The organism is Chryseobacterium sediminis, assembly GCF_008386505.1.
Lineage (GTDB): Bacteria > Bacteroidota > Bacteroidia > Flavobacteriales > Weeksellaceae > Chryseobacterium > Chryseobacterium sediminis.
The window spans coordinates 131,823-156,641 of record NZ_VUNZ01000005.1; the positions used below are offsets into that span (position 1 = coordinate 131,823).

The following is a 24,819-nucleotide window of genomic DNA, read 5'->3' on the forward strand; positions in this document are numbered from 1 at the left end:
TTTTAAATTATTCTTTTTCCCAATGTGCTTCAGTTCCTTGAGGAGCTGCTCCTCCTTGAGCCTGAGTCACTGGTGGTTGCTCTTGATTGATGTGATATACATACGCTGCAATCTTCTCAATTTCTGCACCTGAAACTTCTCCGTTTTTACCGAACGCTCTCATCGCAGGGTTAGTAGGAGAACCATTCCAGTCCATATGGAATACGTTTTTGAATAACGTTTTCTCAGGCTGGTTGATCCAGTAGTTATCAGTAAGGTTTGGTCCGATACCTCCACTACCGTCTTCTTTGTGACAAGATGCACAGTTTGTTTTGAATAATTCTTTACCTTCTGCAATGTTATCAGCTGAATACTTAGCTGTTTCAATTGTTACAGGAGGTTGAGATTTTTGATATTCTTCAATACTCGCTAACTGCTCTTTATATTCTTTTTCATATTCGCTTAACGGGTGAGCGAAGTCTGTGAAAGAGTATGCAGCAATATATACAATACAAAAAGCGGTCCCAAAGTAGAATAAACCTACCCACCATTTTGGTAATTGGTTATCCAGCTCCATGATTCCATCGAAACCATGGTCAATAAGGATATCTTTTTCTTCAGAAGCAGATTGCTTTTTGAAAGCACTTTGATATAATCTTTTGAAAAAAGGTACTTTCTTTTCAGCTAAATAAGCTGCCTTCTCCTCCGGAGATAATTTCTTGAATTTGTTGTTCTCGATAAGGTCTCCAATAGCTCCATGAATATAAGCAAGGATACCAGCGATTACAACAGTTCCCCAGAAGTAAGGTGAAGAAAGGAACGCGTAGCTCTGTACAAATAAATAATAAAAAACTATTAAAAGTCCGATTATTATTAAGATGTTTATAACAACAGGTGTTCTTTGTTTCATAAAAAATAGTTTAATTTTTTAAATTAAAATCGTCATCTTCATCATCCCCAAGAGGTGCCTCTTCTTCTTCTTTGTAATATTTTTTAGGTCTGCTAAAAACATAGATTACCAAAGCGATGAAGAACAGCATAAAGAAAATCAGAGCCAGTGTCTGGTAGAAACCAGCATTTTCTGTATTGGATAATATATCTTTAAAGTTCTGAGGAATCATAGTATGAGCCTTTTAATGTTTTTTAGTTATTACTTGCTGTTTTGATTTCAGTTGTTTTGATATCTGTTCCTAATCTTTGAAGATAAGAAATAAGAGCTACAATTTCTTTTTTCTCTAATTCTCCCTGAGGTCTCTTAGCATAAGCCTGCTTAAGGTCATTTGCTTCAGAGAAGATATCTTTTACAATTTTTGCTGATTGGTTGTTTGCCCATTTATCTGCAGAGTCGATTTCAGCCTTAGTATAAGGTACATCGAATACATTCTTCATCAGCTTCATCTTATCTACCATCTTAGTTCTGTCTAAGTCAGTAGCAATTAACCAAGGGTAACGAGGCATGATAGAACCTGCAGAAGTAGATCTTGGGTTATACATGTGTTTGTAGTGCCAAGAACTTGGGTTTTTACCACCTTCTCTATGTAAATCCGGTCCAGTTCTCTTAGAACCCCATAGGAATGGTCTGTCGTATACGAATTCTCCAGCTTTGGAGTATTGTCCGTTTTTACCATTGAATCTTGTGATCTCATCTCTGAACGGTCTTACCATCTGAGAGTGACAAGCGTTACATCCTTCACGGATATAAATATCTCTACCTTCAAGTTCAAGCGGTGAATAAGGTTTTACCGCTGAAATCGTAGGTACACTTTTCTTAAGAGATAGTGTAGGGATGATTTCAATTGAACTACCAATAGATATAGTAATGAAAGATAAAATACCTAATAATACCGGAGTTCTTTCCAACCAAAGGTGAGTACCTTCTCCTTCTTTTCTGTTCTTACTGATGTTTGCTAATGCAGGAGCTTCAGCAGGAACTTCTTTCTGGAATGATCCTTTTCTTACCGTAGCAATTACGTTTACGATCATTAGGATAGAACCTGAGATATAGAATAAACCTCCTACGAATCTCATTTTGAAGTAAGGGATAATTGCAGTTACAGTATCCAACCAGTTTTTCCATAATAATGTTCCGTCCGGGTTGAATTGCTTCCACATTAATCCTTGTGTAAATCCTGAAATATACATTGGTACTGCATAGAAAATGATTCCTAAAGTACCTAACCAGAAGTGCCAGTTAGCTAATTTTACAGACCAAAGTTTTGTTCTCCACATAATTGGTACCAAATAATAGATAACCCCGAATGCCATGAAACCATTCCATCCAAGAGCCCCTAAGTGTACGTGACCGATAACCCAGTCTGTAAAGTGACCAATTTTGTTGATGTTTTTAGTTGCCAAAAGCGGTCCTTCAAACGTTGCCATACCATAACAAGTAACGGCTACTACAAAGAACTTAAGGATAGGATTTTCTCTTACTTTATCCCAAGCTCCTCTTAATGTAAGAAGACCATTTAACATTCCTCCCCAAGATGGTGCAATAAGCATGATAGAGAACCCTGTTCCTACCGCCTGAGCCCAAGCTGGAAGAGCTGTATACTGAAGGTGGTGAGGACCAGCCCAGATATATACGAAAATTAATGACCAGAAGTGAATAATAGACAGTTTATAAGAGAATACCGGTCTGTCTGCAGCCTTCGGAAGGAAGTAATACATTAAACCTAGAACCGGAGTCGTCAATACGAATGCAACCGCATTGTGTCCATACCACCACTGTACAATAGCATCTTTTACCCCTGCGTATGCTGAATAAGATTTCCAGCCTGTGAAAGATAAAGGTACTTCAAGGTTGTTGAAGATGTGAAGCATTGCTACCGCAATCCACGTACCAATGTAGAACCAAATCGCTACATAAAGGTGTCTCACTCTTCTCTTTGAAATAGTCAGGAACATATTGATACCAAAAATGATCCATGAGAATGCGATCAATATGTCGATCGGCCACTCGTGTTCAGCATATTCCTTAGAGGTATTGATCCCCATAAAGAATGTAACGAACGTAGCAACGATCATAAACTGCCAAGTCCAGAAATGTAACCAAGACAAAGTGTCACTGTACATTCTTGTTTTTAATAATCTCTGTAATGAGTAATAAATACCCGTGTAAACAATGTTACAAACGAATGCAAAGATTACGGTGTTGGTGTGCAGCATTCTGATTCTACCAAAACCAAATGCACCATGAGTGTTTATTAAACCTTGAATATTTCCTGATGCCAAACTTTTGATGGTTGTGTCATCCGTCCCGAAAAAGAATTCAGGTAATTCAGGGTAGAAAAGCATTAATGCCGCCGTAAGCCCGAACGTAAACCCTATAAGACCGAAAACTAAGGTCGCATAAAGGAACGCACGGACAATACTATTGTCATAACTAAACTTCTGTGTTTCCATATCAACTATTCACTATTTTTCTCAATTTTTATTATTTTCTCCTATTTCTTTCTCGTCCTTATTTTTGTCGCCAGTTTCATCATTTTCTTTGACTTTTTCATCATCAAAAAGGATTCTGACAGCCGGAGATTCATCATCTTCAAACTGTCCTTTTCGGGCATACACTATAAATACGACCAAGAAAATCGCAGCTAAAGAAACACTGCAGAGGATCATTAAATATAGAATATCCATTGGACAACAAAATTAACCTATTTTCGGGGTTCAAATTTAGTGAAAAATAATGACTTTCATCACGAAATACTGATTTCAGCTAATTTAAAATCAGTCTAAATAAGGGCTTTTAAGCCTGTTTTTTGAAATATTTACGGCCTAAAATCCAGGTTGAAAGTGTAGTAAAGGTAACCACTGTGATTGAACTGATTGGCATGATGATTGCAGCGAAGAGCGGATGCATATGCCCTGTAACAGCGTAACTTAAACCAACAATATTGTAGAGAAAACTGATTATAAATGTCATTTTCACAATAGTGATGGAACCTTTGCAAACGTTCAGATAATTGTCCAGTGTAACCACTTTATCGCCATTCATAATTACATCGGAGGAAGGTGTAAAACTGTTTGTATCATCAGCAATTGCAATTCCGACGTTGCTTTGTTTTAAAGCTCCTGCATCATTAAGGCCATCTCCAAGCATTGCAACTTTCATATGCTGATCCTGAAGGTTTTTAATATAATTCAGCTTATCTTCTGGATTCTGGTTAAAGGCCATTCCTTTGTAATTTGGAATAAGTTCTTTCAGCTGGCTTTCTTCTGAGGAATTGTCTCCACTCAGGATAAATATTTTGTAGCTGGTTAATTTTGTGAAAAGTTCTCTCAGCTTTGGACGGTATTCATTTTTAAAGATGAATTTACCTAAATATGCTCCATTTTTACTGATATAAACTGCTGTTTCCAGGTTTTTAGGTTCCTGATCATTATAACGGGCAGACCCAATTTTATAAAGATTTCCTCTCACTCTTGCTTCATATCCTTTTCCTGAAATTTCAACAAAATTTTCTACAGGGAAATAATCATCATTTACTTCCATGAATTCATATAATGATTTTGAAAGCGGGTGGTTGGAGTTCTTTAATAATGTTTTAATATTCAGGGAATCAAATTCGCTGATCTCTGGACCTTCGTACTTGATATTTGATTTTTTTCTGTGGGTAATAGTTCCTGTTTTGTCAAAAACAATCGTATCTAATTTAGCGATTTTTTCAATCGTTAAGGTGTCTTTTACATAGAATTTATTTCGGCCTAAAATCCTCATAATGTGTCCGAAAGTGAATGGTGCCGACAACGCAAGAGCGCAAGGACATGCAATGATCAGAATGGCTGAAATAACCTGGAACATCTTATTTAAATCAATAAAATACCAATAAGTTCCTGATACTAAAGCGATACCTAAAATAATGAACGTGAAATACTTACTAACGTTGTTTGTTAATGTGTCAAGTCCCGTTTCGTGTTTTTTAAATGCCTCTTTATTCCAAAGCTGAGTTAAATAACTTTGATCTACATTTTTAATCACTTCAAGCTCTAAAGAAGATCCAACCTGTTTTCCTCCGGCAAAAATTTTGTCACCTGGCTGTTTACTGATACTTTCACTTTCACCTGTAATAAAACTGTTGTCAATATTTCCTTCTCCATTGATCAAAATTCCGTCAACGGGGATAATTTCCTGATTTCTAACGAGAATTCTATCGCCTACTTTTATTTCAGAAAGTAAAATGTTGTCCTGTTTTCCCTCGAAATCAACTTTTGTTACAGCAATCGGATAGAAAGATTTATAATCTCTGTCGTAGGAAAGAGCATTGTAGGTCCTTTTCTGGAAAATTTTTCCGAGAAGCATGAAGAATAAAAGCCCACAAAGGGTGTCGAAATATCCTGGACCATAATCTGTTACCACTTCATAAATGCTTCTTCCGTATAGAACAAAAATCCCTAAGACAATTGGAACATCAATGTTGACGATCTTATTTTTTAAACCGTACCATGCAGATTTATAATAGTCTGAAGCGGAGTAGAATACAACGGGTGTCGCAAGAAGGAATATCAAAGTCCTGAACAATCCTTTATAATGTTCCATCCAATAATCTTCCCCTCCAATATATTCAGGAAAGGCGAGGAACATTCCGTTACCGAAAGCAAAGGCTGCAATGGCAAATTTTACTAATAAAGATTTGTCGAGATGATCTTCATTTTTATCAGCAGTTTCAAGGCTGATAACTGGTTTATACCCCAGATTGGTTAAAAATTTAGCGAGTTCGCTTAATTTCAGGTCGTTATGATTGAATGAGATCTGTAAGGTCTTTCTTGTAAAGTTTACCTGCGAATATTTGATATGGGTATTTAAAGTATGAAGACTTTCCAATAGCCAGATACATGAAGAGCAGTGAATTACCGGGATTTTGAATGTCACGAGACTTGTGTTTCCTTCAGAAAAATCTGTGATTTTTTCAAAAATTTCCGGTGTATCCAGGTAGTCAAATTGAGTAGAATTTTCATCATTCGGACGAATTCCCGCTCCTTTATTAAGCTCATAGAAATTGCTTAAATTATTTAAATTTAGAATTTCGTAAACAGACTTACATCCATTACAACAGAAAGTCTTTTCATCAAATAAAATTCTCTCTTTTTCTATCCCTTGACCACAATGAAAACAGTTCTCGCTCACCCCATAAAATATTGAACTACAAAATTATAACAAATTTTTTTGTTTATCGCGTTAAAAAGTTCTATTTTTGTGATAAATATCATATAAAATGCCGCAGGAACAACAGATAGCAATTGAAGAGAGGTTCGCCAGAGTTTTTAATGATAAATCATTTAAAGAAAGACTTTCTAGCGCAGATTTTGAAAAATACATTAATGGCAAAAAGAAACTGAGTTTTCAGAAACATGATACCATTTTCGAGGATGGCGAAACTCCAAAAGGAGTTTTTGTTCTGGAAAAAGGGGCTGCCAAACTTTCAAAATCAGGAGCGTTCGGGAAAGATCAAATTTTAAGATTTATCAAAGAAGGGGATATCATCGGCTATCGTTCTTTGCTTTGCGGGGAAAATTTCCAGGCCAAAGCAGAAGCAATGACAGATATTGAATGTGTTTTCCTACCCGCAGATATTTTCATGTATCTTCTGGAAGTAGATCCTCAACTGTCTTTCGTAATGCTTCAGAAAATTTCTTACGAATTAGGAGAATCTTCAAATACCATTACTTTCCTTGCCCAGAAAACGGTAAGAGAAAGACTGGCAGAAATACTGCTGCTTTTGGAACAGAAGCTGGGAGTAGATCCTGAAGGTTTTATCAAGATCTCATTAACAAGAGAAGAAATTGCCAATATCATTGGTACAGCTACAGAAAGTGCCATCCGTCTGATCTCAGAATTTAAACAGGATAGTCTGATTGAAGTAGACGGAAGAAATATCAAGATATTAAATCACGACAAACTCATGAAACTCGGTCACGTAGTTTTATAAATCATACAAAAACTTAAGTCGGCTCAAGGCCGACTTTTTAACTTTTAAAAATAGATAAATTATGTCTGTTCACTCTGAAATTAAAAAAGTTACGACTGAAACCTTGCGTAAAATGAAATTCGACAAGGAAAAAATAACAATGCTTACAGCTTATGATTTTACCACGGCAAAGATGGTAGATGCAGGCGGAGTAGATGCTATTTTGATTGGAGACTCTGCAGCGAATGTAATGGCTGGTTTTGAAACTACATTACCTATTACGCTGGATCAAATGATCTATCATGCTCAAAGTGTGGTAAGAGGAACCGACAGAGCTTTGGTGGTAGCAGATTTACCTTTCGGAACTTATCAGAGTAATCCTGAAAAAGCATTGGAGTCTGCGGTAAGAATGATGAAGGAAGGTGGAGCGCATGCTGTAAAAATTGAAGGCGGAAAAGAAATTTCCAAATCTATCAAGAAAATCATCAATGCCGGAATTCCGGTAATGGGACATTTGGGATTAACGCCACAGTCCATCTATAAATTCGGAACGTATAAAGTAAGAGCGAAAGAAGAGGCAGAAGCTGAAAAACTGATTGCTGATGCACAGCTTTTGGAAGAATTAGGCTGCTTCTCAATTGTGTTGGAAAAAATTCCTGCAGAATTGGCTAAAAAAGTTACAGAAAGCATTTCTATTCCTACTATCGGAATCGGAGCCGGAGCAGATTGTGACGGACAGGTTTTGGTATATCATGATATGGTAGGAATGAACAAAGGTTTTAGTCCAAAATTCTTAAGAAGGTATCTTGACCTTTATACAGAAATTACAGGAGCAGTGGCTCAATATGTAAAAGATGTTAAGAGTGTAGAGTTTCCAAACGAAAACGAAAGCTATTAACCCATGCAGAATCAACAATCTATTCAGGGAATATTGTCTATCGCAGCACTGATTTGTCTTGCTGTGGGATGGTTCAATTTATTTTCCCCGGAAATCAATCATTTACTTTCAAGAAAAGTCTTTTATGTTCTGATAGGGGCAAGCTTCTTTATTCAGGCTCCATTACTTACCAATAAAAACTTTGTGTACGCTATGTATGCTGCCGCTGCCATCTGCGTATTGGGAGCATTCATTCCGGAAGGTTCAAAACTATCTGCGGTAAAAACAGTAGGACTTCTGGCGGGAATTATCCTGTCTTTATCCAATAGAAGAAGATAGACTGAAGAAATATGAAGGAGCAGATTATATATGAAGACAACCATCTTCTGGTGATTAATAAAAAGGTGGGTCAGCTTGTACAGGGTGACAAAACCGGAGATGAATCACTATTAGAATCTATCAAGAATTTTATAAAAATAAGAGATGCTAAGCCGGGAAATGTTTTTCTCGGCTTGGTTCATCGTATAGACCGCCCTACATCAGGACTGGTAATCTATGCAAAAACGTCCAAAGCACTTTCTCGTCTGACACAAATGGTAAAAAACCGTGAAGTGAAAAAGACCTATTGGGCAGTTGTGGGCAAGGAAATGATTCCACAGTCTCAAAGATTGGTTCATTATTTAAAGAAAAACGAAAAGAATAATAAAGCCATTGTTTTTCCGAAAGCGACCGAAGGGGCAAAAGAAGCGATTCTGACTTATCATGTTATCAAAACATTAGATAATTATCTTCTTCTTGAAATTGATCTTGAAACCGGGAGACATCATCAGATAAGAGCGCAATTATCCAAAACAGGAGTTCCGATCAAAGGAGACCTGAAATATGGCGCACCTCGTTCCAATCCTGATGGAGGCATCAATCTTCATGCAAGAAAACTGGAGTTTATCCATCCGGTAACCAAAGAAAACATTGAAATCATAGCTCCCGTTCCGCAGAATGATGCAATCTGGAGAGCTTGTGAAGAATGATCAGGTAAAAGAATTAGAGCAGTCAAAGAAAAATATAAAAGTCCATTTCAATTTTGAGATGGACTTTTTCTTTAAAGCTATTTCAGATTTTGCCCATTCTAAAAAAATGTCTAACTTCGTCCCAAACTTTAGGGGTGTCTGTTACCAACAGACTGAGACTTTACCCTTTGAACCTGATCTGGATCATACCAGCGTAGGGAAAAGTAGATGACTTTTGCTGTACATTCTATTGTACAATAATGGCCATTCCTAAAGTATATTTAAAATATTAGGAATGGAACTTATAATCAACCACACCCGAAAAACATTTGATATACTTCCTGAAAATCTGGAAGCATTACTGGCTATGGAATTACCCGGAAAGAAAAAGGGAATTGCTGTAGCCCTCAACAACCGTATTATTCTGCTGTCAGCCTGGGCGGAAACCATCCTTAACAATAACGATTCAGTTTTAATCATTACTGCCACTCAGGGCGGTTAATTCTCATATTTAATACCAATACTTATGGCTCACTCCATTACATGTTCGCCATTTCCGAACTCAAAGAAAATTTATATTGAAGGAACAGTACACCCTATCAATGTAGCAATGCGTGAAATACAGCTTAGCCCCACCAAACTCACCAATGGAGGCTTTGAACATAATGCTCCGGTAACAATCTACGACACTTCGGGACCATATACCGATGAAAATGCGGTTATTGACATTCAGAAAGGACTTCCAAGAATCAGAGAACAATGGATTCTGGATAGAAATGATGTGAATATCCTGGACGGAATCACCTCTGAATACGGAAAAGCCCGTTTAGCAGACCCACGTCTTGATGAACTAAGGTTTTCTTACGATCATAAGCCTAAAGTTGCACAAGAAGGAAAAGAACTTACCCAGCTTTACTATGCAAAACAGGGAATGATCACTCCAGAAATGGAATATGTGGCGATCAGGGAAAATCAAAGAATAGAACAACTGGAATCAGTATCCAAAGAAATGGCTTTTCAGCATCCCGGACACAGTTTTGGAGCAAATACTCCCAAAAGCAAGATCACTCCGGAATTTGTAAGAGATGAAATTGCTGCCGGAAGAGCTATCATTCCTAATAATATCAACCATCCTGAAAGCGAACCGATGATTATCGGAAGGAATTTCCTTGTGAAAATCAATGCCAATATCGGGAACAGTGCTGTATCATCCAGTATTGAAGAAGAAGTAGAAAAAGCAGTATGGGCTTGCCGATGGGGAGCGGATACTATCATGGATCTTTCAACCGGGAAAAATATTCACGAAACAAGAGAATGGATTATCAGAAATAGTCCGGTGCCTATTGGTACTGTTCCCATTTATCAGGCATTGGAAAAAGTAAAAGGAGTTCCGGAAGATCTTACATGGGAAATTTTCAGAGATACCCTGATTGAACAGGCAGAACAAGGGGTTTCCTATTTCACGATCCACGCAGGTGTTTTGTTAAGATATATTCATTTAACGGCCAACCGAGTAACCGGAATTGTATCCAGAGGAGGGTCCATTATGGCAAAATGGTGTTTATTCCATCATAAAGAAAGTTTCTTATACACTCATTTTGAGGAGATCTGTGAGATCATGAAGAAGTATGACGTTGCTTTCTCTCTTGGAGATGGTCTTCGTCCCGGATCCATTGCAGATGCTAATGATGCGGCTCAGTTTGCAGAACTGGAAACTTTAGGTGAACTGACAAAAATTGCTTGGAAGCACAATGTACAGGTAATGATTGAAGGACCTGGACACGTTCCGATGCACATGATCAAAGAAAACATGGAAAAGCAGCTTGAAGAATGCCATGAAGCTCCATTTTATACCTTAGGCCCTTTGACTACAGATATTGCGCCGGGTTATGATCACATCACTTCCGGAATTGGGGCAGCAATGATAGGGTGGTTCGGATGTGCGATGCTTTGCTATGTAACTCCGAAAGAACATTTAGGACTTCCGAATAAAGAAGATGTAAAAGTTGGGGTAATTACCTATAAACTGGCAGCTCATGCGGCAGATTTAGCAAAAGGTCATCCGGGAGCGCAATACAGAGATAATGCATTGAGTAAAGCAAGATTTGAATTCAGATGGGAAGACCAGTTCAATCTTTCGTTAGATCCTGAGACAGCGAGAGCTTATCATGATGAAACATTACCGGCAGAAGGAGCAAAAATTGCTCATTTCTGTTCTATGTGCGGACCAAAATTCTGCTCAATGAAAATTACTCAGGAAATTCGTGAATCTGCAGAAAAAGGAATGTTTGATAAATCTCAGGAATTTATTGAAAAAGGAAAAGAAATTTATATATGATCCTCGTTATCACTCCTGAATTGATTGTTCCAAAGGAAACAGAAATCATTAATCAGATGTTTCAGGAAGGACTTGATTTGCTTCATATCCGAAAACCATGGGTCAGCAGGAATGAAATGATTGAGTGGATTAGCCAAATTGATGAAGTTTTTCATTCACAGCTGGTATTGCATACTCATTACGATCTTGGAAACGAATATCACATTTCAAGGTTTCATTTCAGAGAAATTGATCGGGAGGAAGGAAAATATAAATCTTTTTTAAAAGAAAATATAATTTCAACTTCAGTACATGATATCACAACCTACAATACTTTGAACAAAGAATGGGAATATGCTTTCATAAGCCCGTTCTTTCCAAGTATCTCCAAAAAAGGGTATGGAATAGATTCTACCATTAAAGAAGAAATAAACCATCGGAATAATCCGGATGTAAAACTAATTGCTCTTGGAGGAATTGATGAGGATAATATTCATGAAGTTTTTGAATCAGATGTTGATGGAGCCGCTTTATTAGGTGCCATTTGGGAAAGTGAAGAACCTTTAAAAGTATTCAAAAAATGCAGGAACGTCCTTATGTCATAAGTATTGCGGGCTTTGATCCGAGTGGTGGAGCAGGCTTGTTATCAGATAGTAAAACCTTTGAACATTTGAAAGTGATGGGACTGGGAGTCTGTACAGCATTGACATTGCAAACAGCTTCCCAATGTCTTAGTCTTGAATGGCGTCCTTTGGATGAAGTAATTGAAGCGATTCAGGTGTTGATGGAAAATTATCCCGTTTCAGCAGTGAAAATTGGAATTGTGAAGGATGCAGAATTTCTGGGTGAAATTATAAAAACGGTAAAGATGAGCAACCCTGAAGTAAAAATAGTTTGGGATCCTGTTTTGAAAAGCACTTCCGAATTCATTTTTTTTGATCTTGAAACCCTTTCTCAGTTAAAAACGGCTGTTAATAAACTTAGTTTAATAACTCCCAATTACAATGAGTACAATGTTTTAAAGGAACATCTTCTTTTGCCGGACACCAATAAATGCTCATTGCTGATCAAAGGAGGACATAGAGAAGATCATTTAGGAACGGATGTTTTAGTTGAAAATGAAACAGAAACTCTTTTACAGTCAAGTCGCTATCATGAAGAATATTTTCCTAAACATGGTTCGGGCTGTGTTTTATCATCAGCCATTACAGCAGAATTGGCAAGAGGTGAAAACATGGAAACAGCTTGCCGAAACGGGAAATTATACATTGAAAAATTTTTAAAAAGCAATCCCTCTTTGTTGGGAACGCATTCATCATAACATGGAAAAATTACAATACATATCACAGGGAAATACAATACAGGAACAGGAACTTCATATCCGGAAAGCCCTTGATAACGGAATCAAATGGGTGCAAGTAAGATGGAAAAATGCCCCTGAAAATGAATTAATCAATCTCTGTGAAATATCAAAACAGCTTTGTTCAGAATATCAGGCGGTGTGTATCATCAATGATCATGTACATCTGGTAAAAGAAATAGATGCCGATGGAGTTCATTTAGGATTAAATGACAGCTCTATTGAAAAAGCAAGATTGATTTTAGGCGAAAATAAAATTATTGGCGGAACAGCGAATACGCTCTCAGATGTAATTCAAAGAATCGAAGAATCTTGTGATTATATCGGTTTGGGCCCTTTAAGGTTTACCACAACCAAAGAAAAATTAAGCCCTGTTCTTGGATTTGAAGGGTATCAGGAAATCGTAAATGGATTAAGAGATCAATCAATTGACATTCCCAAAATATTTGCAATCGGGAGTGTTACTCTTGAAGATCTTTTGCCATTACAGACGATTGGACTTTACGGTGTTGCCGTATCTGGGTTGATTACTAAACAGCCATCCGTTATAAATGAATTTAAAAAAGTAATGATATGAACAATCAGAAATTAGAAATAGCAGGAAGAACCTTTGAATCAAGACTGTTTCTAGGAACAGGAAAGTTCGGAAGTCTGAAAGATATGGTACAGTCTGTCATCACATCAGAAACGGATATGGTGACTATGGCATTAAAAAGAATTGATGCCCAATCCGGTGAAGACGATCTGCTTGACTCCTTAAGAGAAACCAATGTTCATCTTCTGCCTAATACTTCCGGAGCCAGAACCGCCAAAGAAGCTGTATTGGCAGCACAATTGGCCAGAGAAGCACTGGAAACCAACTGGGTGAAGCTGGAAATTCATCCCGATCCGAAATATTTGTTGCCAGATCCTATTGAAACTTTATATGCCACTGAAGAACTTGCCAAACTGGGATTTGTTGTGATGCCTTACATTCATGCCGATCCTGTTCTGTGCAAACGTCTTGAAGATGCCGGTACAGCAGTCGTAATGCCGCTAGGGGCTCCCATCGGGACAAATAAAGGATTAAGAACCCAGGACTTTCTGGAAATAATCATCAGTCAGAGTAACGTTCCTGTAGTGGTAGATGCCGGAATCGGAGCGCCATCAGATGCTGCAAAGGCCATGGAAATGGGAGCAGATGCCGTTTTGGTTAACACCGCTATTGCTGTTGCAAGAAATCCGCTTAATATGGCTGTAGCTTTCAAAGAAGGAGTTATTGCCGGAAGAAGAGCTTTTGAATCAGGATTGGGAGCAATTGCGAATCACGCTGAGGCTTCAAGTCCGCTTACTTCATTTTTATTTGAATAAATCAGGATTATGAAAAGCTTTAAAGATGTTTTTGAAAACTACCAATGGGAGGAGGTAAAGAATAAGCTTGAAAAAGTAACACTGGCTGATGTAAGATCCAGCCTTCAGAAAAAGAATAAAACCCTTGATGATTTCCTGAATCTTCTGTCGCCAGCTGCTGCTCAGGAGCTGGAACTAATGGCAAGAATGACGCAGGCACTTACCCAAAAAAGATTTGGAAAAACCATTCAGCTTTACGCTCCGCTTTATCTCAGTAATGAATGTCAGAATATCTGTACCTATTGCGGATTCAGTCTTGATAATAATCTGAAAAGAAAAACACTTTCCGATGTAGAACTGATGATAGAAGCATCAGTACTGAAATCAATGGGTGTGAACCATGTATTGCTGGTAAGCGGTGAAGCCAATAAAATAGTAGGTGTTTCTTACTTTCAGAATGCGGTTCGTAAGTTAAAACCTCATTTTTCCAATATTTCAATTGAAGTTCAACCTTTAATGGAAGAGGAGTACAGATTGCTTCATGAAGAAGGAGTACACTCTGTGTTGGTATATCAGGAAACCTATCATCAGGATGTTTACAGAGAATATCATCCGAAAGGTAAAAAATCGAATTTTCATTTTCGTTTGGAGACTCCGGATAGAATAGGAAGAGCAGGAATTCATAAAATCGGACTGGGAGTTCTTCTTGGACTTGAAGATTGGAGAATCGACAGCTTTTTCAACGCGTTACACATAGATTATCTTCAGAAACAATACTGGAAAAGTAAGTTTTCGGTTTCCTTTCCGAGGCTAAGACCGGCTGAAGGAATTATTGATCCAAATTTTATTATGGAAGATAAAGACCTGCTTCAACTCATTTGTGCCTACAGAATCTGGAATGAAGATCTTGAAATTTCCATTTCTACCAGAGAAAATGAAGTCTTTAGAAATAATATAGTGTCATTGGGAGCTACAGCCATGAGTGCTGGTTCAAAGACAAATCCGGGTGGCTATGCCGTAGATAAAGAATCTCTGGAACAGTTTGAAACCAGTGACGAACGAAGTATGGATGACATCAGACTCATGATTAAAAAAGCAGGCTACGATCCTGTCATGAAAGATTGGGATTCTGTTTATAGTGGAATTTAAAATTTTTAAACCACTAAAAAATTTGAAGAGGCGAAGTTCAACTTAACTTTCCTTACCAACTTAAAGAATCTTAATGGTTCAAATATAATTATGAAAGAAGATCATTTTTCACGGTACAGCCGGCAGATATTTATCGAAGAAATTGGCTTGGAAGGGCAAAAGAAAATAATGGCTTCAAAAGTTCTTGTGATAGGTGCAGGAGGTTTGGGAAGTCCTATTATACAATATCTTGCTGCTGCAGGGGTAGGAACTTTGGGAATTGCAGATTTTGATGAGGTTGAACTTCATAACCTTAACCGGCAGATTATCCATACTGAAAGCAGTGTAGGATTATCCAAAGTGAAGAGTGCTGAAACATTTGTAGAAAACCTTAATCATCAGGTTACATTTACAGGACTCGAAGAAAAAATAAATGAAAATAATGCTGAAGAGATCATTTCTCAGTACGATATTATCGTTGATGGTTCAGACAACTTTTCAACAAGATATCTGGTGAATGATACCTGTGTAAAACTGAAAAAGACTTTGGTTTATGGCAGTATTTTAGGATTTTCAGGACAGGTTGTAGTATTTAATTATAACGGAAGTAAAAACCTCAGGGATATTTTTCCTGAACCACCTTTTGATGAAGATATGTCAGATTGTGACAGTCTTGGTGTATTAGGTGCTTTGCCTGGAATAATAGGCAGTATGATGGCTCTTCAGACCTTAAAAATCATTACAGATCTTCCAGTAAATTTAAATCAACTGACATTGGTAGATACGCTGGATTGGCGATTTCAAACGATAGATTTTTGATTTAAATACAAATCTCACGAATATTTTCACCGATAACACCACTTCAATATCAATAGAAAGAGGCAGTAAAAATGATTACTGCCTCTTTTATTTTATCTTAAAGAATTATTGTGCCTGCTGCATTACGCCTCCGTTATCTTCTTTTTTAGTGCTGTTTAGGATATTTGGATCTTCCTTAGCCAGCTTATTTCTGGTAGGAATCTTATAATTGATTGAGAATCCAAAGTTCCTTGTATCATATTTACTGCTGATCATTACCGGAGTTCCTGATGGAGGATTAGAACGTACCTGCATCATCTGTCCGTTGAAAATATCATTTGCAAAAACAGATAGCGTCAGACGGTTGTTCATAAATTTCTTCGTCAATGTAATATCAAGCGAGTTGTTGAACGGTTTCTCTGCCGTGAAGTAGAAATATCCTGCTTTTGGAGTCAGATAACTGTAATTGGCTGTCAGTTTGATGTCTTTAGGCAAAATAATCTGCGTCATGATATTGAAAATCCAGAAACCTTTATTGTTAAGATTGTCGATTTCATGTTTCTGATATCCTGCATATAAGTACATGAAATTAATTTTATCCGGATTAAAATTAAACTTCATAATTTCGCTCAAAGGTTTGCTAAAAACCATGAAAGGAACTGGTAGCCCAACATTAAAGTTGTGAATTCTCATATTTGAAATATTCACTTGTTCGTTGAAGAGTTTTCTTCCGTCTTTTCTGATAATCTGTGCTACCTGATTGCTTGCCGAACTTACGCTGTATCCGATAAACGCATAATCAAAAGCAGAAATTTTTATTTCATAATTATCAAAAATAGTAGGTTGTAGATTCGGGTTACCATTTACCTCTGTACTTGGTCCGGAGAACGTTACGTTATTCGGGTTCAGGGCAGAAATACTTGGCAGACTGATTTTTCTGTTGTAGTTTGCGGCAATATAAACCTGATTCATCATGTTATACTGTACGCTTGCATTGGGGAAAAACTTAAATTTATTGAAAGGAATCAAGTTAGCCTCTACAAGCTTTGCATCTTTATCAAAATATCTTGTTATCCCTGAAATATCATAGTTTTCAGCACGGGAACCCAATGTAAAATCAAACTTTTTCAACTTAGCTTGAAACTCCAGATAAGTAGAAGCCGTCTGTCTCTGATATTCAAGATTAGTCAAACCAAAACTTTCGGTATCATAATCCTGTTTTTCATATAACCCTCCAAAGCTTACCTTTCCGCCATCAAGAAGTTTGATAGGTTGAGCATAATCTACTTTAAAGTTGGCAATATTCATCACAGATTTATTATTCAGAATATCTTTTAAACCATTCGTAGGACTGTCAATTGGATGATTTGCAGGGGTTACAAATGTGCCGTCCTGAAAAAAGTTGTCCTGAGAGAACTTACTGTCAGACCTTGTGTAACCAAACTGGAAATCAAGTTTTTGAGACTTGTCAGCAAAGCGTTTTTGGTACGTAACAACAGCTTCCTGTCTCAAACTATTGGTGTGGGCTACATCCGAAGAAGTATAAAAAGCCTCTCTTAAATCTTTAGGATTATTCTCAAAAGGCAAATCCCCATGACCATTACTTAAAGTGTAATTATCATTATTATTGTGATAAATATCGTAGTTTAATAATAACCTGTCCTGTCCTAAATCAAAAGTCAATCCGGATTTTGCAAAATATCCACGCCCGTATCTGTCCGTATGACTTGTTAAAAGCTCGTCCTGCTGACCGTTCAGCATACTTTCACGGTAATTCTGACCCACATTCAGCTGCCATCCGAAATATTTATTTCTGGCATTTAAATTAACGGAGTTGGTTGTTCTGCTTCTATACTTGTCGTAATTTGTGAAAGAATAATTCCCTGAATAAGTAGCGGTTAAATATTTATTAGCGTTTTTGTTAGTAATGATATTCATGATTGCTCCTCCTGAAGTAGCCGGAAATTCAGCACCGGGCTGAGTGATCACTTCAATTCTTTCTACAGAATTGGCCGGCATCCCTTCCAGAAAGGAGTTTAATTCATTAGAAGTAATGTTTAAAGGTCTTCCGTTAAGATATACCTCCAGCATTTTTCCCTGATACATCATTCCTGCAATATCCGTAGATACAAGTCCCGGAAGTTTTTTTATTCCTTCAAGAACGTTTCCGTTATTCAGCTGAGGTTGCTCAGAAAAGTCAAAAATAGTACGGTCTGCCTTTTGTTCAACTGCTTTTTTAGTTTTGGTGATAACTACTCCTTCAATTTGCTTTTCCTGAGGTTTATTATTTTTTTCCTGAGAAAAAACAAAAACAGAGCTTAATAAGGATAAAGCGAAAATCGTTTTTTTCATAATGTTTTTTACTGATATCCGGTTAGACGTTAAAAAATAAATTTTGTTACAGATATCACAATAATTTTATTTACTTCAATAAAGAAAATTCAATAAATAATATTCTTCTGAGTAAGGGGCTGTATGGCATTTCCTGTAATTGTAAAAATCTGTCTTTCTTATTAATTTTTGTGTCATCGGGATTGGAATAATCAGAATGAAAATTGTTTATTGCGCGCGGTTTTTTTCTTCAAAATTCACAGCTCTGTTATTCGATTTTACTTTTTGGTTTCCAAAATTATACGTAATACTGAGTGTCATTCTTCTGGCATCCCAATAGTTATTGAATGACTGCGTATTATCCGTAAAATACATATCAGCCTTAAGTCCTGACTGCCTGAAAATATCACTCACCGAAAGATTGATTTGCAGTGCTTTTTCGGCAAAGCTCATCTTCACTCCTGCATCCAGACTTGCTCTGTTTTTCACAGAAAAATATCCGTCGCGGGAAGGCAGGTTGTTCCAGTAGTTGACAAATAACATCAATGTTTTAGCCTTATTCAGCTGGAACGTATTGTTGAGAGAATAATAGAATGACTGTCCGTTTTTAGGAACCAGATTAAACCGTGTAATCTGAGTTTCATTATAACTGAATGAAGTTGAAATAGTACTTTCCCATATTTTGAAGAAAGTATCTGTGTAATTCAAATTGATCCCGTAAATATCCTGATTGTAATAATTTTCAAATGTGCTTGTAAGGTCAATTCCGTTCAGAAAGGAGATTTGGTCAAAATTATTTGTTGTTCTCTGGTAATAAAAATTGCCGGAAAATTTATTTTTAAAGATATAATTAAGTTCAATATTGTGATTGAAAGAGGGCTGAAGACTGGGATTTCCTGAATAATAGGTATTAGGATTAGAATACCATCGGAACGGGTCTAAAGCCCGGAAATAGGGACGGTTGATTCTTCGGGAATAATTAATGCTGAACTGATTATCCTGATTGGCTTTATAAGATAGATAAGCTGTAGGGAAAAACTTTCCGTAATTATTCTCGGATTTTGACTGTGTAGTAGGGGAGAAACCGCTGGTTTGTGAATATTCATAACGTAATCCTGCTTTTACAGACCATTTTTCACCCAGATCTTTACTGGCACTGATATAAGCAGCATAATTCTTTTCATTATAATCAAAAAGATTGCTCTTTGCAGGATCTATGATATAATTTCCATTATTAAGATTAAAATATCCAATATCAGAGTTATTAGAAAACTGACTGTATTTTGCTCCGGTTTCCAACTGAATTTTTTTGAAATTTAAAGTTAAATCTGCCTGCCCTGAATAGATTTTATAGTCTACACCAGAAAGATTTCTTACCGTTTGCATTGAATTGTCAGTAATATTTCTCGTAGTAAAATTAACCTCTGTATCAGGAAGGTTTCCATAGTAATTAGCACCCAGACTTAGCTTATGTTCTCCAAATTTCTGATCAAAATATAGATTAAGCATTTGGGTTGTAAAAGCAGAACGGTGCTTTGAATCTGTATCCGTTTGCAAAGTAGAAGTATTGTTGGTAAAATAATTTTGCGTTGCGTGAATATCCATATTAGAATGTCCCTTAGAAATATCATATACCAATCCGATACTGGAATTTTTAGTGAGAGAATAATCAAAATTAGCATTCAGACCAAGTCCGTCACTCATATCCTTTCTCTCATTCCTGCTTATAGAAGAATTCTCACCTATTATCTTATAATTTTCTACTGATCTTTTATCTCCGTCATAACCCTGGATTTTTACCGAAGCTTTCATCTTTTCATTCTGGTAATTTATTCCTGTTACCGTGCTGAATGCGGCATATGTTTTTTGAGTATAATTTGTATTCAGATAACCGCTCCATCCGAGATTCTGATTCTTTTTAAGAACAATATTGATAATCCCACTATTTCCCTGAGCTTCATATTTGGCAGGCGGAGTGGTGATTACTTCAATTTTCAGTATATTTTCAGAGCGAAGGTTTCTCAGATAATTGATCAGTTCAGCTCCGGAAAGATTGAGCATCCGGTCATTAACCATCACAGAAACTCCATTTTTTCCGACAATGGAAAGAAGACCTTTATTTTCATCTACCTGTAATAAAGGGGTTCCCGCCAAGACTTCAGTTCCTGAACTTCCCTGTGAAAGCATAGAATTCTGAACATTATAAACAAGACGATCCACTTTACGCTCTACCAGAACTTTTTTGCCGTTCACCGTAACTGCTTCAATTTTGTTGACATTGACGGTATCTTTAGTTTGTGCTGTCGCAAAAGAATAAACCAAAGTCGCTATAAATAAAATATGTTTTTTCATAAGATGTAAATGACAGACTAAATGATGATTGTGTTAAGATTTCTCAGACAAAAGTATTGGAAGAGCTTTTGAAAGGAAAGAGCGTTTAGATGAAGGGCATCATTATGCATATCAAAAAAGTTTCATCGGAAAAAAACAGGTTTTTATCGAATGTGTTGATGAATTATCCCGATAGAGATTTATATTTGATTATGAATAAAAAGCAAATTATCTGGCTTCAAATTATTTATTGGGGATTCAATTTTTTTGGAACCGTCATTACACCTAATTTTTTTATACCAGAGGCTAACCGTCCTGAATTGCATATTCTGAGAATTACCTATTTTATTGTAAAAATTACCACATTCTATATTTCTTATCTGGTTATATTTCCAAAGGTTTTTAAACTTGAAAAACTGTATTCGGCGGTCTTCGTTTTCATTCTGACACTTGTATGTTTTGCCAGCATGAGGTACGCTTTGGAAGAAATGATTCTGCCTTCTACTCTCGGATTCCGGAATTACGATGAAAAAACCGGACTTCTTTACTATTTTTTCGATAATATATACAACAGTTCTCTGACTACTTTTATCGCGGGTATTCTCTGGATACTGGAGAAATATGGCGTTGCTGAAAATGATAAAAAACAACTTCTGATAGAAAAGAAACAGGCGGAACTTCAGGCATTGAAAACCCAGATTAATCCTCATTTTATTTTTAATTCATTAAATAATATCTATTCCCTCGTATATCAGAAATCAGATAAAGCGCTACCTGCGATTGAAGAACTTGGACAATTGCTGCGATACAGCACAAAAGACCTTGAAAAAGACTCAATTTCGTTGGATAAAGAAATTGGATATATTGACAGTCTTATTGCTTTGGAGAAACTTAGAATCAGAAATCCTGAATTATTGCTTATAAAAAAAGATATTCAGTATCCTCATCTTAAAATTTCACCAATGCTGCTGGTTCCTTTTGTTGAGAATGCATTCAAACATGGAGATTTTCGTGATAAAGGTTTTGAAATGAGAATCTCAGATCATGGTAAGGTGCTGCATTTTTATCTTTTAAATTTTAAAGCACCGAAAATGAAAGATACCGTGTCAGGAATAGGAATTCAGAATGTAAAAAAAAGACTGGAAATTCTTTATCCTAAACATCAGCTTGAGATCAAAGATTCAGAAACGGAATTTATTGTAGATTTAAAAATTGATTTACGGGATGAATAAGATAAAATGTATTATCGTTGATGACGAACCGCTTGCTATCTCTCTTCTGGAACATTATGTAGAGAAAATTCCTTTTCTTGAACTGGTTTTCTCTACAGAAAATCCCATTCTGGCTTTAGAATATCTGCAAAAAAATGATTCAGACCTTATCTTTCTGGATATTCAGATGCCGGAGCTTACGGGAATCAATTTTATGAAGATTATAGGTGCCAATCAAAAATATATTTTAACAACAGCTTATTCGGAATATGCATTGGAAGGTTATGAACACAATATTGTGGATTATCTTCTGAAGCCAATTTCCTTTGAAAGGTTTCAAAAGAGTGTATTAAAAGCTCAGGAACGTTTTTCTTTCCTACAGGAAGAAAATACCCATTTCTTTGTGAAATCCTCGGGACAAAGGCATCGTATTGCCTTTAATGAAATCCTGTATATTGAAAGTATTAAAGATTATGTCAATATCCGGACGGAAAATGATGAGTTTATCGTTTTGGATACTCTTAAATCTATGGAAAATCAGCTTTCTGAAAAATTTGTAAGGGTTCATAAATCTTTCATTGTCAATTTGGATAAGATTAAAAGTATCGGTGCAAAAAAAATTGTTCTTCCTGAATCTGAAATTCCTGTCGGAGAAAGCTATAGAACAAATCTTCTGGATAGACTGAAATAAAAAAGACGACTTCTATTGAAGCCGCCTTTATAGTAATTAATCTAACAATTAATTTTATTTTTCCTGTTGTTTGATCAGGTTTAGAGCAGAACCAGCCTTAAACCAATCAATTTGCTGATCGTTGTAAGTATGGTTGGCCATAATGATATCTTTAGTTCCGTCAGCATGAACGAATTCTAAAGTCAGTTGTTTTCCTGGAGCAAACTGATCTAGATCTAAGAAATTAACCGTGTCATCTTCCTGTATTTTGTCATAATCAGCCTCATTAGCGAAAGTGATTCCAAGCATTCCTTGTTTCTTAAGGTTGGTCTCGTGAATTCTCGCGAATGATTTTACCAATACAGCTTTCACCCCAAGGTGTCTAGGCTCCATTGCAGCGTGTTCTCTTGAAGAGCCTTCACCGTAGTTCTGGTCTCCTACAACGATTGTTGGAACACCAGCAGCTTTATAAGCTCTTTGTACAGCCGGAACTTCACCGTATTCACCGGTTAATTCGTTTTTAACTTTATTGGTTTCCATGTTGTAAGCATTCACCGCCCCAATCAACATATTATTTGAAATATTGTCTAGGTGACCTCTGTATTTCAACCATGGTCCGGCCATAGAAATGTGGTCAGTAGTACATTTTCCGAAAGCTTTGATCAATACTTTAGCTCCTTCAATGTTTTTACCATCCCAAGCCGGGAATTCTTCTAACAACTGGAGTCTGTCTGAAGTTGGGCTTACATTCACAACAACGCTGGAACCATCTTCTGATGGAGCCTGATATCCGTTATCATCTACAGCAAAACCTTTTTCAGGAAGTTCAAAACCTTTAGGCTCATCAAGTTTTACCTGTTCACCAGCCTGATTCGTTAAAGTATCTGTAATCGGGTTAAAATCTAATCTTCCGGAGATAGCAACAGCAGCTACCATTTCAGGAGAAGCTACAAATGCGTGGGTATTTGGGTTACCATCAGCTCTTTTTGCAAAGTTTCTGTTGAATGAGTGAATAATAGAGTTTTTCTCTCCTTTTTCAGCTCCTTCTCTGTCCCATTGTCCAATACATGGTCCGCAAGCGTTGGTAAAGATTCTGGCGTTTTCAAATTTTCTGAAAGAATCTAAGAAACCATCTCTTTCCGCAGTGAATTTCACCTGTTCAGAACCTGGGTTGATTCCTAAAATAGCTTTAGGTTTTACTCCTTTTGCCACAGCATCTTCTACGATAGAAGCTGCTCTTGATAAATCTTCATATGAAGAGTTGGTACAAGAACCAATAAGGGCCCACTCAACTTCTAAAGGCCATCCATTAGCCTCAGCTTTAGCTCTGAATTCTGCAACCGGAGTCGCTAAATCCGGAGTGAAAGGTCCGTTTAGGTGAGGAGTAAGTTCAGAAAGGTTGATTTCTATTAATTGGTCGAAATATTGTTCAGGGTTTGCGTATACTTCGGCATCACCGGTTAAATGTTCAGCAATTTGATCAGCAGCATCTACTACATCCTGTCTTCCGGTAGCAGAAAGATATCTTCTCATAGAATCATCATATCCGAAAGTAGAAGTGGTAGCTCCAATTTCAGCACCCATGTTACAGATAGTCCCTTTACCGGTAGCGGAAAGAGATTCTGCCCCTTCACCGAAATATTCTACGATGCATCCGGTACCTCCTTTTACGGTAAGGATTCCTGCTACTTTTAAGATAACATCTTTTGCAGAGGTCCATCCATTCATTTTACCGGTTAATTTCACCCCGATAAGTTTTGGCATTTTAAGCTCCCAGGCCATTCCTGCCATAACGTCTACTGCATCAGCACCTCCTACACCAATGGCTACCATTCCCAGTCCTCCTGCATTTACGGTGTGTGAATCTGTACCAATCATCATACCTCCAGGGAAGGCATAATTTTCCAATACTACCTGGTGGATGATACCTGCTCCCGGCTTCCAGAATCCAATTCCGTATTTATCACATACTGAACTAAGGAAGTTGAATACCTCAGAGTTTTTGTTAATACCTTCCTGTAAATCTTTATCAGCACCTACTTTCGCCTGAATCAGGTGATCTGCGTGAGCTGTGGAAGGAACAGCAACTTTAGATTTTCCTGCCTGCATAAACTGTAAAAGTGCCATCTGTGCTGTGGCATCCTGCATTGCTACTCGGTCTGGTGCGAAGTCTACATAAGAGTTTCCTCTTTCATAAGCTTGTGTAGCATTTCCTTCCCAAAGGTGGGTGTAAAGGATTTTTTCTGAAAGGGTAAGAGGTTTTCCCACAATTTGTCTCGCCGCAGCAATTCTCTCAGGGTAACGCTCATACACCTTTTTGATCATATCAATATCAAAAGTCATATCGTATTTTAGTTTTGTTCTTTTTCCATTTAATGCTTCTTTCTCTGATGTCTGAAAAAGAAAAATCACTATTAATGCATCAAAAAACGTTCCTATAATCCATAAACAGGGCGTTTTTGATTGTAAAATCAATAGATTTTATAAGTTTCAATTTAAGAAAAAATAGAATTTATTTCCCGGATTTTATCGAAAAAAAAACGTAACTATCTTAAAATAGAAACGTTCTAAAC

22 protein-coding genes and 1 riboswitch are annotated in these 24,819 nt (G+C 36.9%); of the genes, 14 read left to right on the top strand and 8 right to left on the bottom strand.

The genetic code is table 11. The features are described from left to right. Positions 1–7 precede the first annotated feature (7 nt). From FW780_RS20440 to FW780_RS20460, 5 genes are all read right to left on the bottom strand, one after another. Positions 8–889: a cbb3-type cytochrome c oxidase N-terminal domain-containing protein gene (locus tag FW780_RS20440; protein ID WP_149835458.1), complete on the bottom strand. Its 882-nt coding sequence runs from the start codon at positions 887–889 to the stop codon at positions 8–10. 10 nt (positions 890–899) lie between these two features. Next, the gene (locus FW780_RS20445) at positions 900–1,100 is read right to left on the bottom strand and encodes a cbb3-type cytochrome oxidase subunit 3 (protein ID WP_002983870.1); all 201 of its coding nucleotides are present in this window, start codon (positions 1,098–1,100) and stop codon (positions 900–902) included. A gap of 22 nt (positions 1,101–1,122) precedes the next feature. Further along, a complete protein-coding gene (ccoN, locus tag FW780_RS20450; protein ID WP_149835459.1) occupies positions 1,123–3,384 on the bottom strand; it encodes a cytochrome-c oxidase, cbb3-type subunit I in 2,262 nt (753 codons plus the stop codon). Between the two features lie 21 nt (positions 3,385–3,405). Further along, entirely contained in the window at positions 3,406–3,618 is a 213-nt protein-coding gene (gene ccoS / locus FW780_RS20455) for a cbb3-type cytochrome oxidase assembly protein CcoS (RefSeq protein WP_034692599.1), read from the bottom strand. A 109-nt stretch (positions 3,619–3,727) separates the two neighbouring features. Further along, positions 3,728–6,106: a heavy metal translocating P-type ATPase gene (locus tag FW780_RS20460; RefSeq protein WP_149835460.1), complete on the bottom strand. Its 2,379-nt coding sequence runs from the start codon at positions 6,104–6,106 to the stop codon at positions 3,728–3,730. An 88-nt stretch (positions 6,107–6,194) separates the two neighbouring features. On the opposite strand from FW780_RS20460, the gene FW780_RS20465 reads away from it, so the two are divergent. From FW780_RS20465 to FW780_RS20520, 12 genes are all read left to right on the top strand, one after another. Next, positions 6,195–6,908 carry a Crp/Fnr family transcriptional regulator gene (locus tag FW780_RS20465; RefSeq protein ID WP_034692595.1) on the top strand — a complete coding sequence of 238 codons (714 nt, stop codon included), beginning with the start codon at positions 6,195–6,197 and terminating at the stop codon, positions 6,906–6,908. A 61-nt stretch (positions 6,909–6,969) separates the two neighbouring features. Continuing rightward, entirely contained in the window at positions 6,970–7,785 is an 816-nt protein-coding gene (gene panB, locus FW780_RS20470; RefSeq protein ID WP_034692593.1) for a 3-methyl-2-oxobutanoate hydroxymethyltransferase, read from the top strand. A 3-nt stretch (positions 7,786–7,788) separates the two neighbouring features. Continuing rightward, positions 7,789–8,103 carry a hypothetical protein gene (locus tag FW780_RS20475; protein ID WP_047424697.1) on the top strand — a complete coding sequence of 105 codons (315 nt, stop codon included), beginning with the start codon at positions 7,789–7,791 and terminating at the stop codon, positions 8,101–8,103. A gap of 11 nt (positions 8,104–8,114) precedes the next feature. After that, on the top strand, positions 8,115–8,792 hold the full coding sequence (locus tag FW780_RS20480; protein ID WP_114821650.1) for an RluA family pseudouridine synthase: 678 nt from the start codon (positions 8,115–8,117) through the stop codon (positions 8,790–8,792). Positions 8,793–8,912: 120 nt separating this feature from the next. Then, positions 8,913–9,009, top strand: a riboswitch (TPP riboswitch). A gap of 57 nt (positions 9,010–9,066) precedes the next feature. Next, positions 9,067–9,273, top strand: a complete 207-nt coding sequence (gene thiS / locus FW780_RS20485) for a sulfur carrier protein ThiS (protein ID WP_149835461.1) — start codon at positions 9,067–9,069, stop codon at positions 9,271–9,273. Positions 9,274–9,297: 24 nt separating this feature from the next. Next, positions 9,298–11,109 carry a phosphomethylpyrimidine synthase ThiC gene (gene thiC / locus FW780_RS20490; RefSeq protein ID WP_149835462.1) on the top strand — a complete coding sequence of 604 codons (1,812 nt, stop codon included), beginning with the start codon at positions 9,298–9,300 and terminating at the stop codon, positions 11,107–11,109. Then, entirely contained in the window at positions 11,106–11,693 is a 588-nt protein-coding gene (locus FW780_RS20495) for a thiamine phosphate synthase (protein WP_149835463.1), read from the top strand. Before thiC ends, FW780_RS20495 begins: the two co-directional genes overlap by 4 nt. Then, a complete protein-coding gene (locus FW780_RS20500) occupies positions 11,669–12,409 on the top strand; it encodes a hydroxymethylpyrimidine/phosphomethylpyrimidine kinase (RefSeq protein ID WP_149835464.1) in 741 nt (246 codons plus the stop codon). The genes FW780_RS20495 and FW780_RS20500 overlap by 25 nt, the downstream gene beginning before the upstream one ends. Position 12,410: 1 nt before the next feature. Next, positions 12,411–13,025: a thiamine phosphate synthase gene (locus FW780_RS20505; protein WP_149835465.1), complete on the top strand. Its 615-nt coding sequence runs from the start codon at positions 12,411–12,413 to the stop codon at positions 13,023–13,025. After that, complete coding sequence (locus FW780_RS20510; protein ID WP_149835466.1) at positions 13,022–13,798, top strand: thiazole synthase; 777 nt, start codon at positions 13,022–13,024, stop codon at positions 13,796–13,798. The genes FW780_RS20505 and FW780_RS20510 overlap by 4 nt, the downstream gene beginning before the upstream one ends. 9 nt (positions 13,799–13,807) lie before the next feature. Beyond that, entirely contained in the window at positions 13,808–14,926 is a 1,119-nt protein-coding gene (thiH, locus tag FW780_RS20515; protein WP_149835467.1) for a 2-iminoacetate synthase ThiH, read from the top strand. A 90-nt stretch (positions 14,927–15,016) separates the two neighbouring features. Then, positions 15,017–15,724 carry a HesA/MoeB/ThiF family protein gene (locus FW780_RS20520; RefSeq protein ID WP_167510769.1) on the top strand — a complete coding sequence of 236 codons (708 nt, stop codon included), beginning with the start codon at positions 15,017–15,019 and terminating at the stop codon, positions 15,722–15,724. 105 nt (positions 15,725–15,829) lie between these two features. Here the strand turns inward: FW780_RS20520 and FW780_RS20525 are convergent, their stop codons facing one another. Both FW780_RS20525 and FW780_RS20530 read right to left on the bottom strand, forming a co-directional pair. Next, positions 15,830–18,055, bottom strand: coding sequence for an outer membrane beta-barrel family protein (locus FW780_RS20525; protein ID WP_149835469.1), 2,226 nt, complete (start codon positions 18,053–18,055; stop codon positions 15,830–15,832). A 207-nt stretch (positions 18,056–18,262) separates the two neighbouring features. After that, on the bottom strand, positions 18,263–20,386 hold the full coding sequence (locus tag FW780_RS20530) for an outer membrane beta-barrel family protein (protein ID WP_149835470.1): 2,124 nt from the start codon (positions 20,384–20,386) through the stop codon (positions 18,263–18,265). Positions 20,387–20,577: 191 nt separating this feature from the next. On the opposite strand from FW780_RS20530, the gene FW780_RS20535 reads away from it, so the two are divergent. Continuing rightward, the gene (locus tag FW780_RS20535; RefSeq protein ID WP_149835471.1) at positions 20,578–21,597 is read left to right on the top strand and encodes a sensor histidine kinase; all 1,020 of its coding nucleotides are present in this window, start codon (positions 20,578–20,580) and stop codon (positions 21,595–21,597) included. After that, the gene (locus tag FW780_RS20540) at positions 21,590–22,267 is read left to right on the top strand and encodes a LytR/AlgR family response regulator transcription factor (RefSeq protein WP_149835472.1); all 678 of its coding nucleotides are present in this window, start codon (positions 21,590–21,592) and stop codon (positions 22,265–22,267) included. Before FW780_RS20535 ends, FW780_RS20540 begins: the two co-directional genes overlap by 8 nt. A 54-nt stretch (positions 22,268–22,321) precedes the next feature. Here FW780_RS20540 and FW780_RS20545 read toward each other — a convergent pair whose 3' ends face one another. Then, positions 22,322–24,589, bottom strand: a complete 2,268-nt coding sequence (locus FW780_RS20545; RefSeq protein ID WP_149835547.1) for an aconitate hydratase — start codon at positions 24,587–24,589, stop codon at positions 22,322–22,324. Between the last annotated feature and the right edge of the window lie 230 nt (positions 24,590–24,819).

What these genes read in the sequence shown, in the direction of transcription:
- FW780_RS20440 (WP_149835458.1), bottom strand. Translation starts at nt 889, where the DNA reads ATGAAACAAAGAACACCTGTTGTTATAAACATCTTAATAATAATCGGA.
- FW780_RS20445 (WP_002983870.1), bottom strand. Translation starts at nt 1,100, where the DNA reads ATGATTCCTCAGAACTTTAAAGATATATTATCCAATACAGAAAATGCT.
- ccoN (WP_149835459.1), bottom strand. Translation starts at nt 3,384, where the DNA reads ATGGAAACACAGAAGTTTAGTTATGACAATAGTATTGTCCGTGCGTTC.
- ccoS (WP_034692599.1), bottom strand. Translation starts at nt 3,618, where the DNA reads ATGGATATTCTATATTTAATGATCCTCTGCAGTGTTTCTTTAGCTGCG.
- FW780_RS20465 (WP_034692595.1), top strand. Translation starts at nt 6,195, where the DNA reads ATGCCGCAGGAACAACAGATAGCAATTGAAGAGAGGTTCGCCAGAGTT.
- panB (WP_034692593.1), top strand. Translation starts at nt 6,970, where the DNA reads ATGTCTGTTCACTCTGAAATTAAAAAAGTTACGACTGAAACCTTGCGT.
- FW780_RS20475 (WP_047424697.1), top strand. Translation starts at nt 7,789, where the DNA reads ATGCAGAATCAACAATCTATTCAGGGAATATTGTCTATCGCAGCACTG.
- FW780_RS20480 (WP_114821650.1), top strand. Translation starts at nt 8,115, where the DNA reads ATGAAGGAGCAGATTATATATGAAGACAACCATCTTCTGGTGATTAAT.
- thiS (WP_149835461.1), top strand. Translation starts at nt 9,067, where the DNA reads ATGGAACTTATAATCAACCACACCCGAAAAACATTTGATATACTTCCT.
- thiC (WP_149835462.1), top strand. Translation starts at nt 9,298, where the DNA reads ATGGCTCACTCCATTACATGTTCGCCATTTCCGAACTCAAAGAAAATT.
- FW780_RS20495 (WP_149835463.1), top strand. Translation starts at nt 11,106, where the DNA reads ATGATCCTCGTTATCACTCCTGAATTGATTGTTCCAAAGGAAACAGAA.
- FW780_RS20500 (WP_149835464.1), top strand. Translation starts at nt 11,669, where the DNA reads ATGCAGGAACGTCCTTATGTCATAAGTATTGCGGGCTTTGATCCGAGT.
- FW780_RS20505 (WP_149835465.1), top strand. Translation starts at nt 12,411, where the DNA reads ATGGAAAAATTACAATACATATCACAGGGAAATACAATACAGGAACAG.
- FW780_RS20510 (WP_149835466.1), top strand. Translation starts at nt 13,022, where the DNA reads ATGAACAATCAGAAATTAGAAATAGCAGGAAGAACCTTTGAATCAAGA.
- thiH (WP_149835467.1), top strand. Translation starts at nt 13,808, where the DNA reads ATGAAAAGCTTTAAAGATGTTTTTGAAAACTACCAATGGGAGGAGGTA.
- FW780_RS20520 (WP_167510769.1), top strand. Translation starts at nt 15,017, where the DNA reads ATGAAAGAAGATCATTTTTCACGGTACAGCCGGCAGATATTTATCGAA.
- FW780_RS20525 (WP_149835469.1), bottom strand. Translation starts at nt 18,055, where the DNA reads ATGAAAAAAACGATTTTCGCTTTATCCTTATTAAGCTCTGTTTTTGTT.
- FW780_RS20530 (WP_149835470.1), bottom strand. Translation starts at nt 20,386, where the DNA reads ATGAAAAAACATATTTTATTTATAGCGACTTTGGTTTATTCTTTTGCG.
- FW780_RS20535 (WP_149835471.1), top strand. Translation starts at nt 20,578, where the DNA reads ATGAATAAAAAGCAAATTATCTGGCTTCAAATTATTTATTGGGGATTC.
- FW780_RS20540 (WP_149835472.1), top strand. Translation starts at nt 21,590, where the DNA reads ATGAATAAGATAAAATGTATTATCGTTGATGACGAACCGCTTGCTATC.
- FW780_RS20545 (WP_149835547.1), bottom strand. Translation starts at nt 24,589, where the DNA reads ATGACTTTTGATATTGATATGATCAAAAAGGTGTATGAGCGTTACCCT.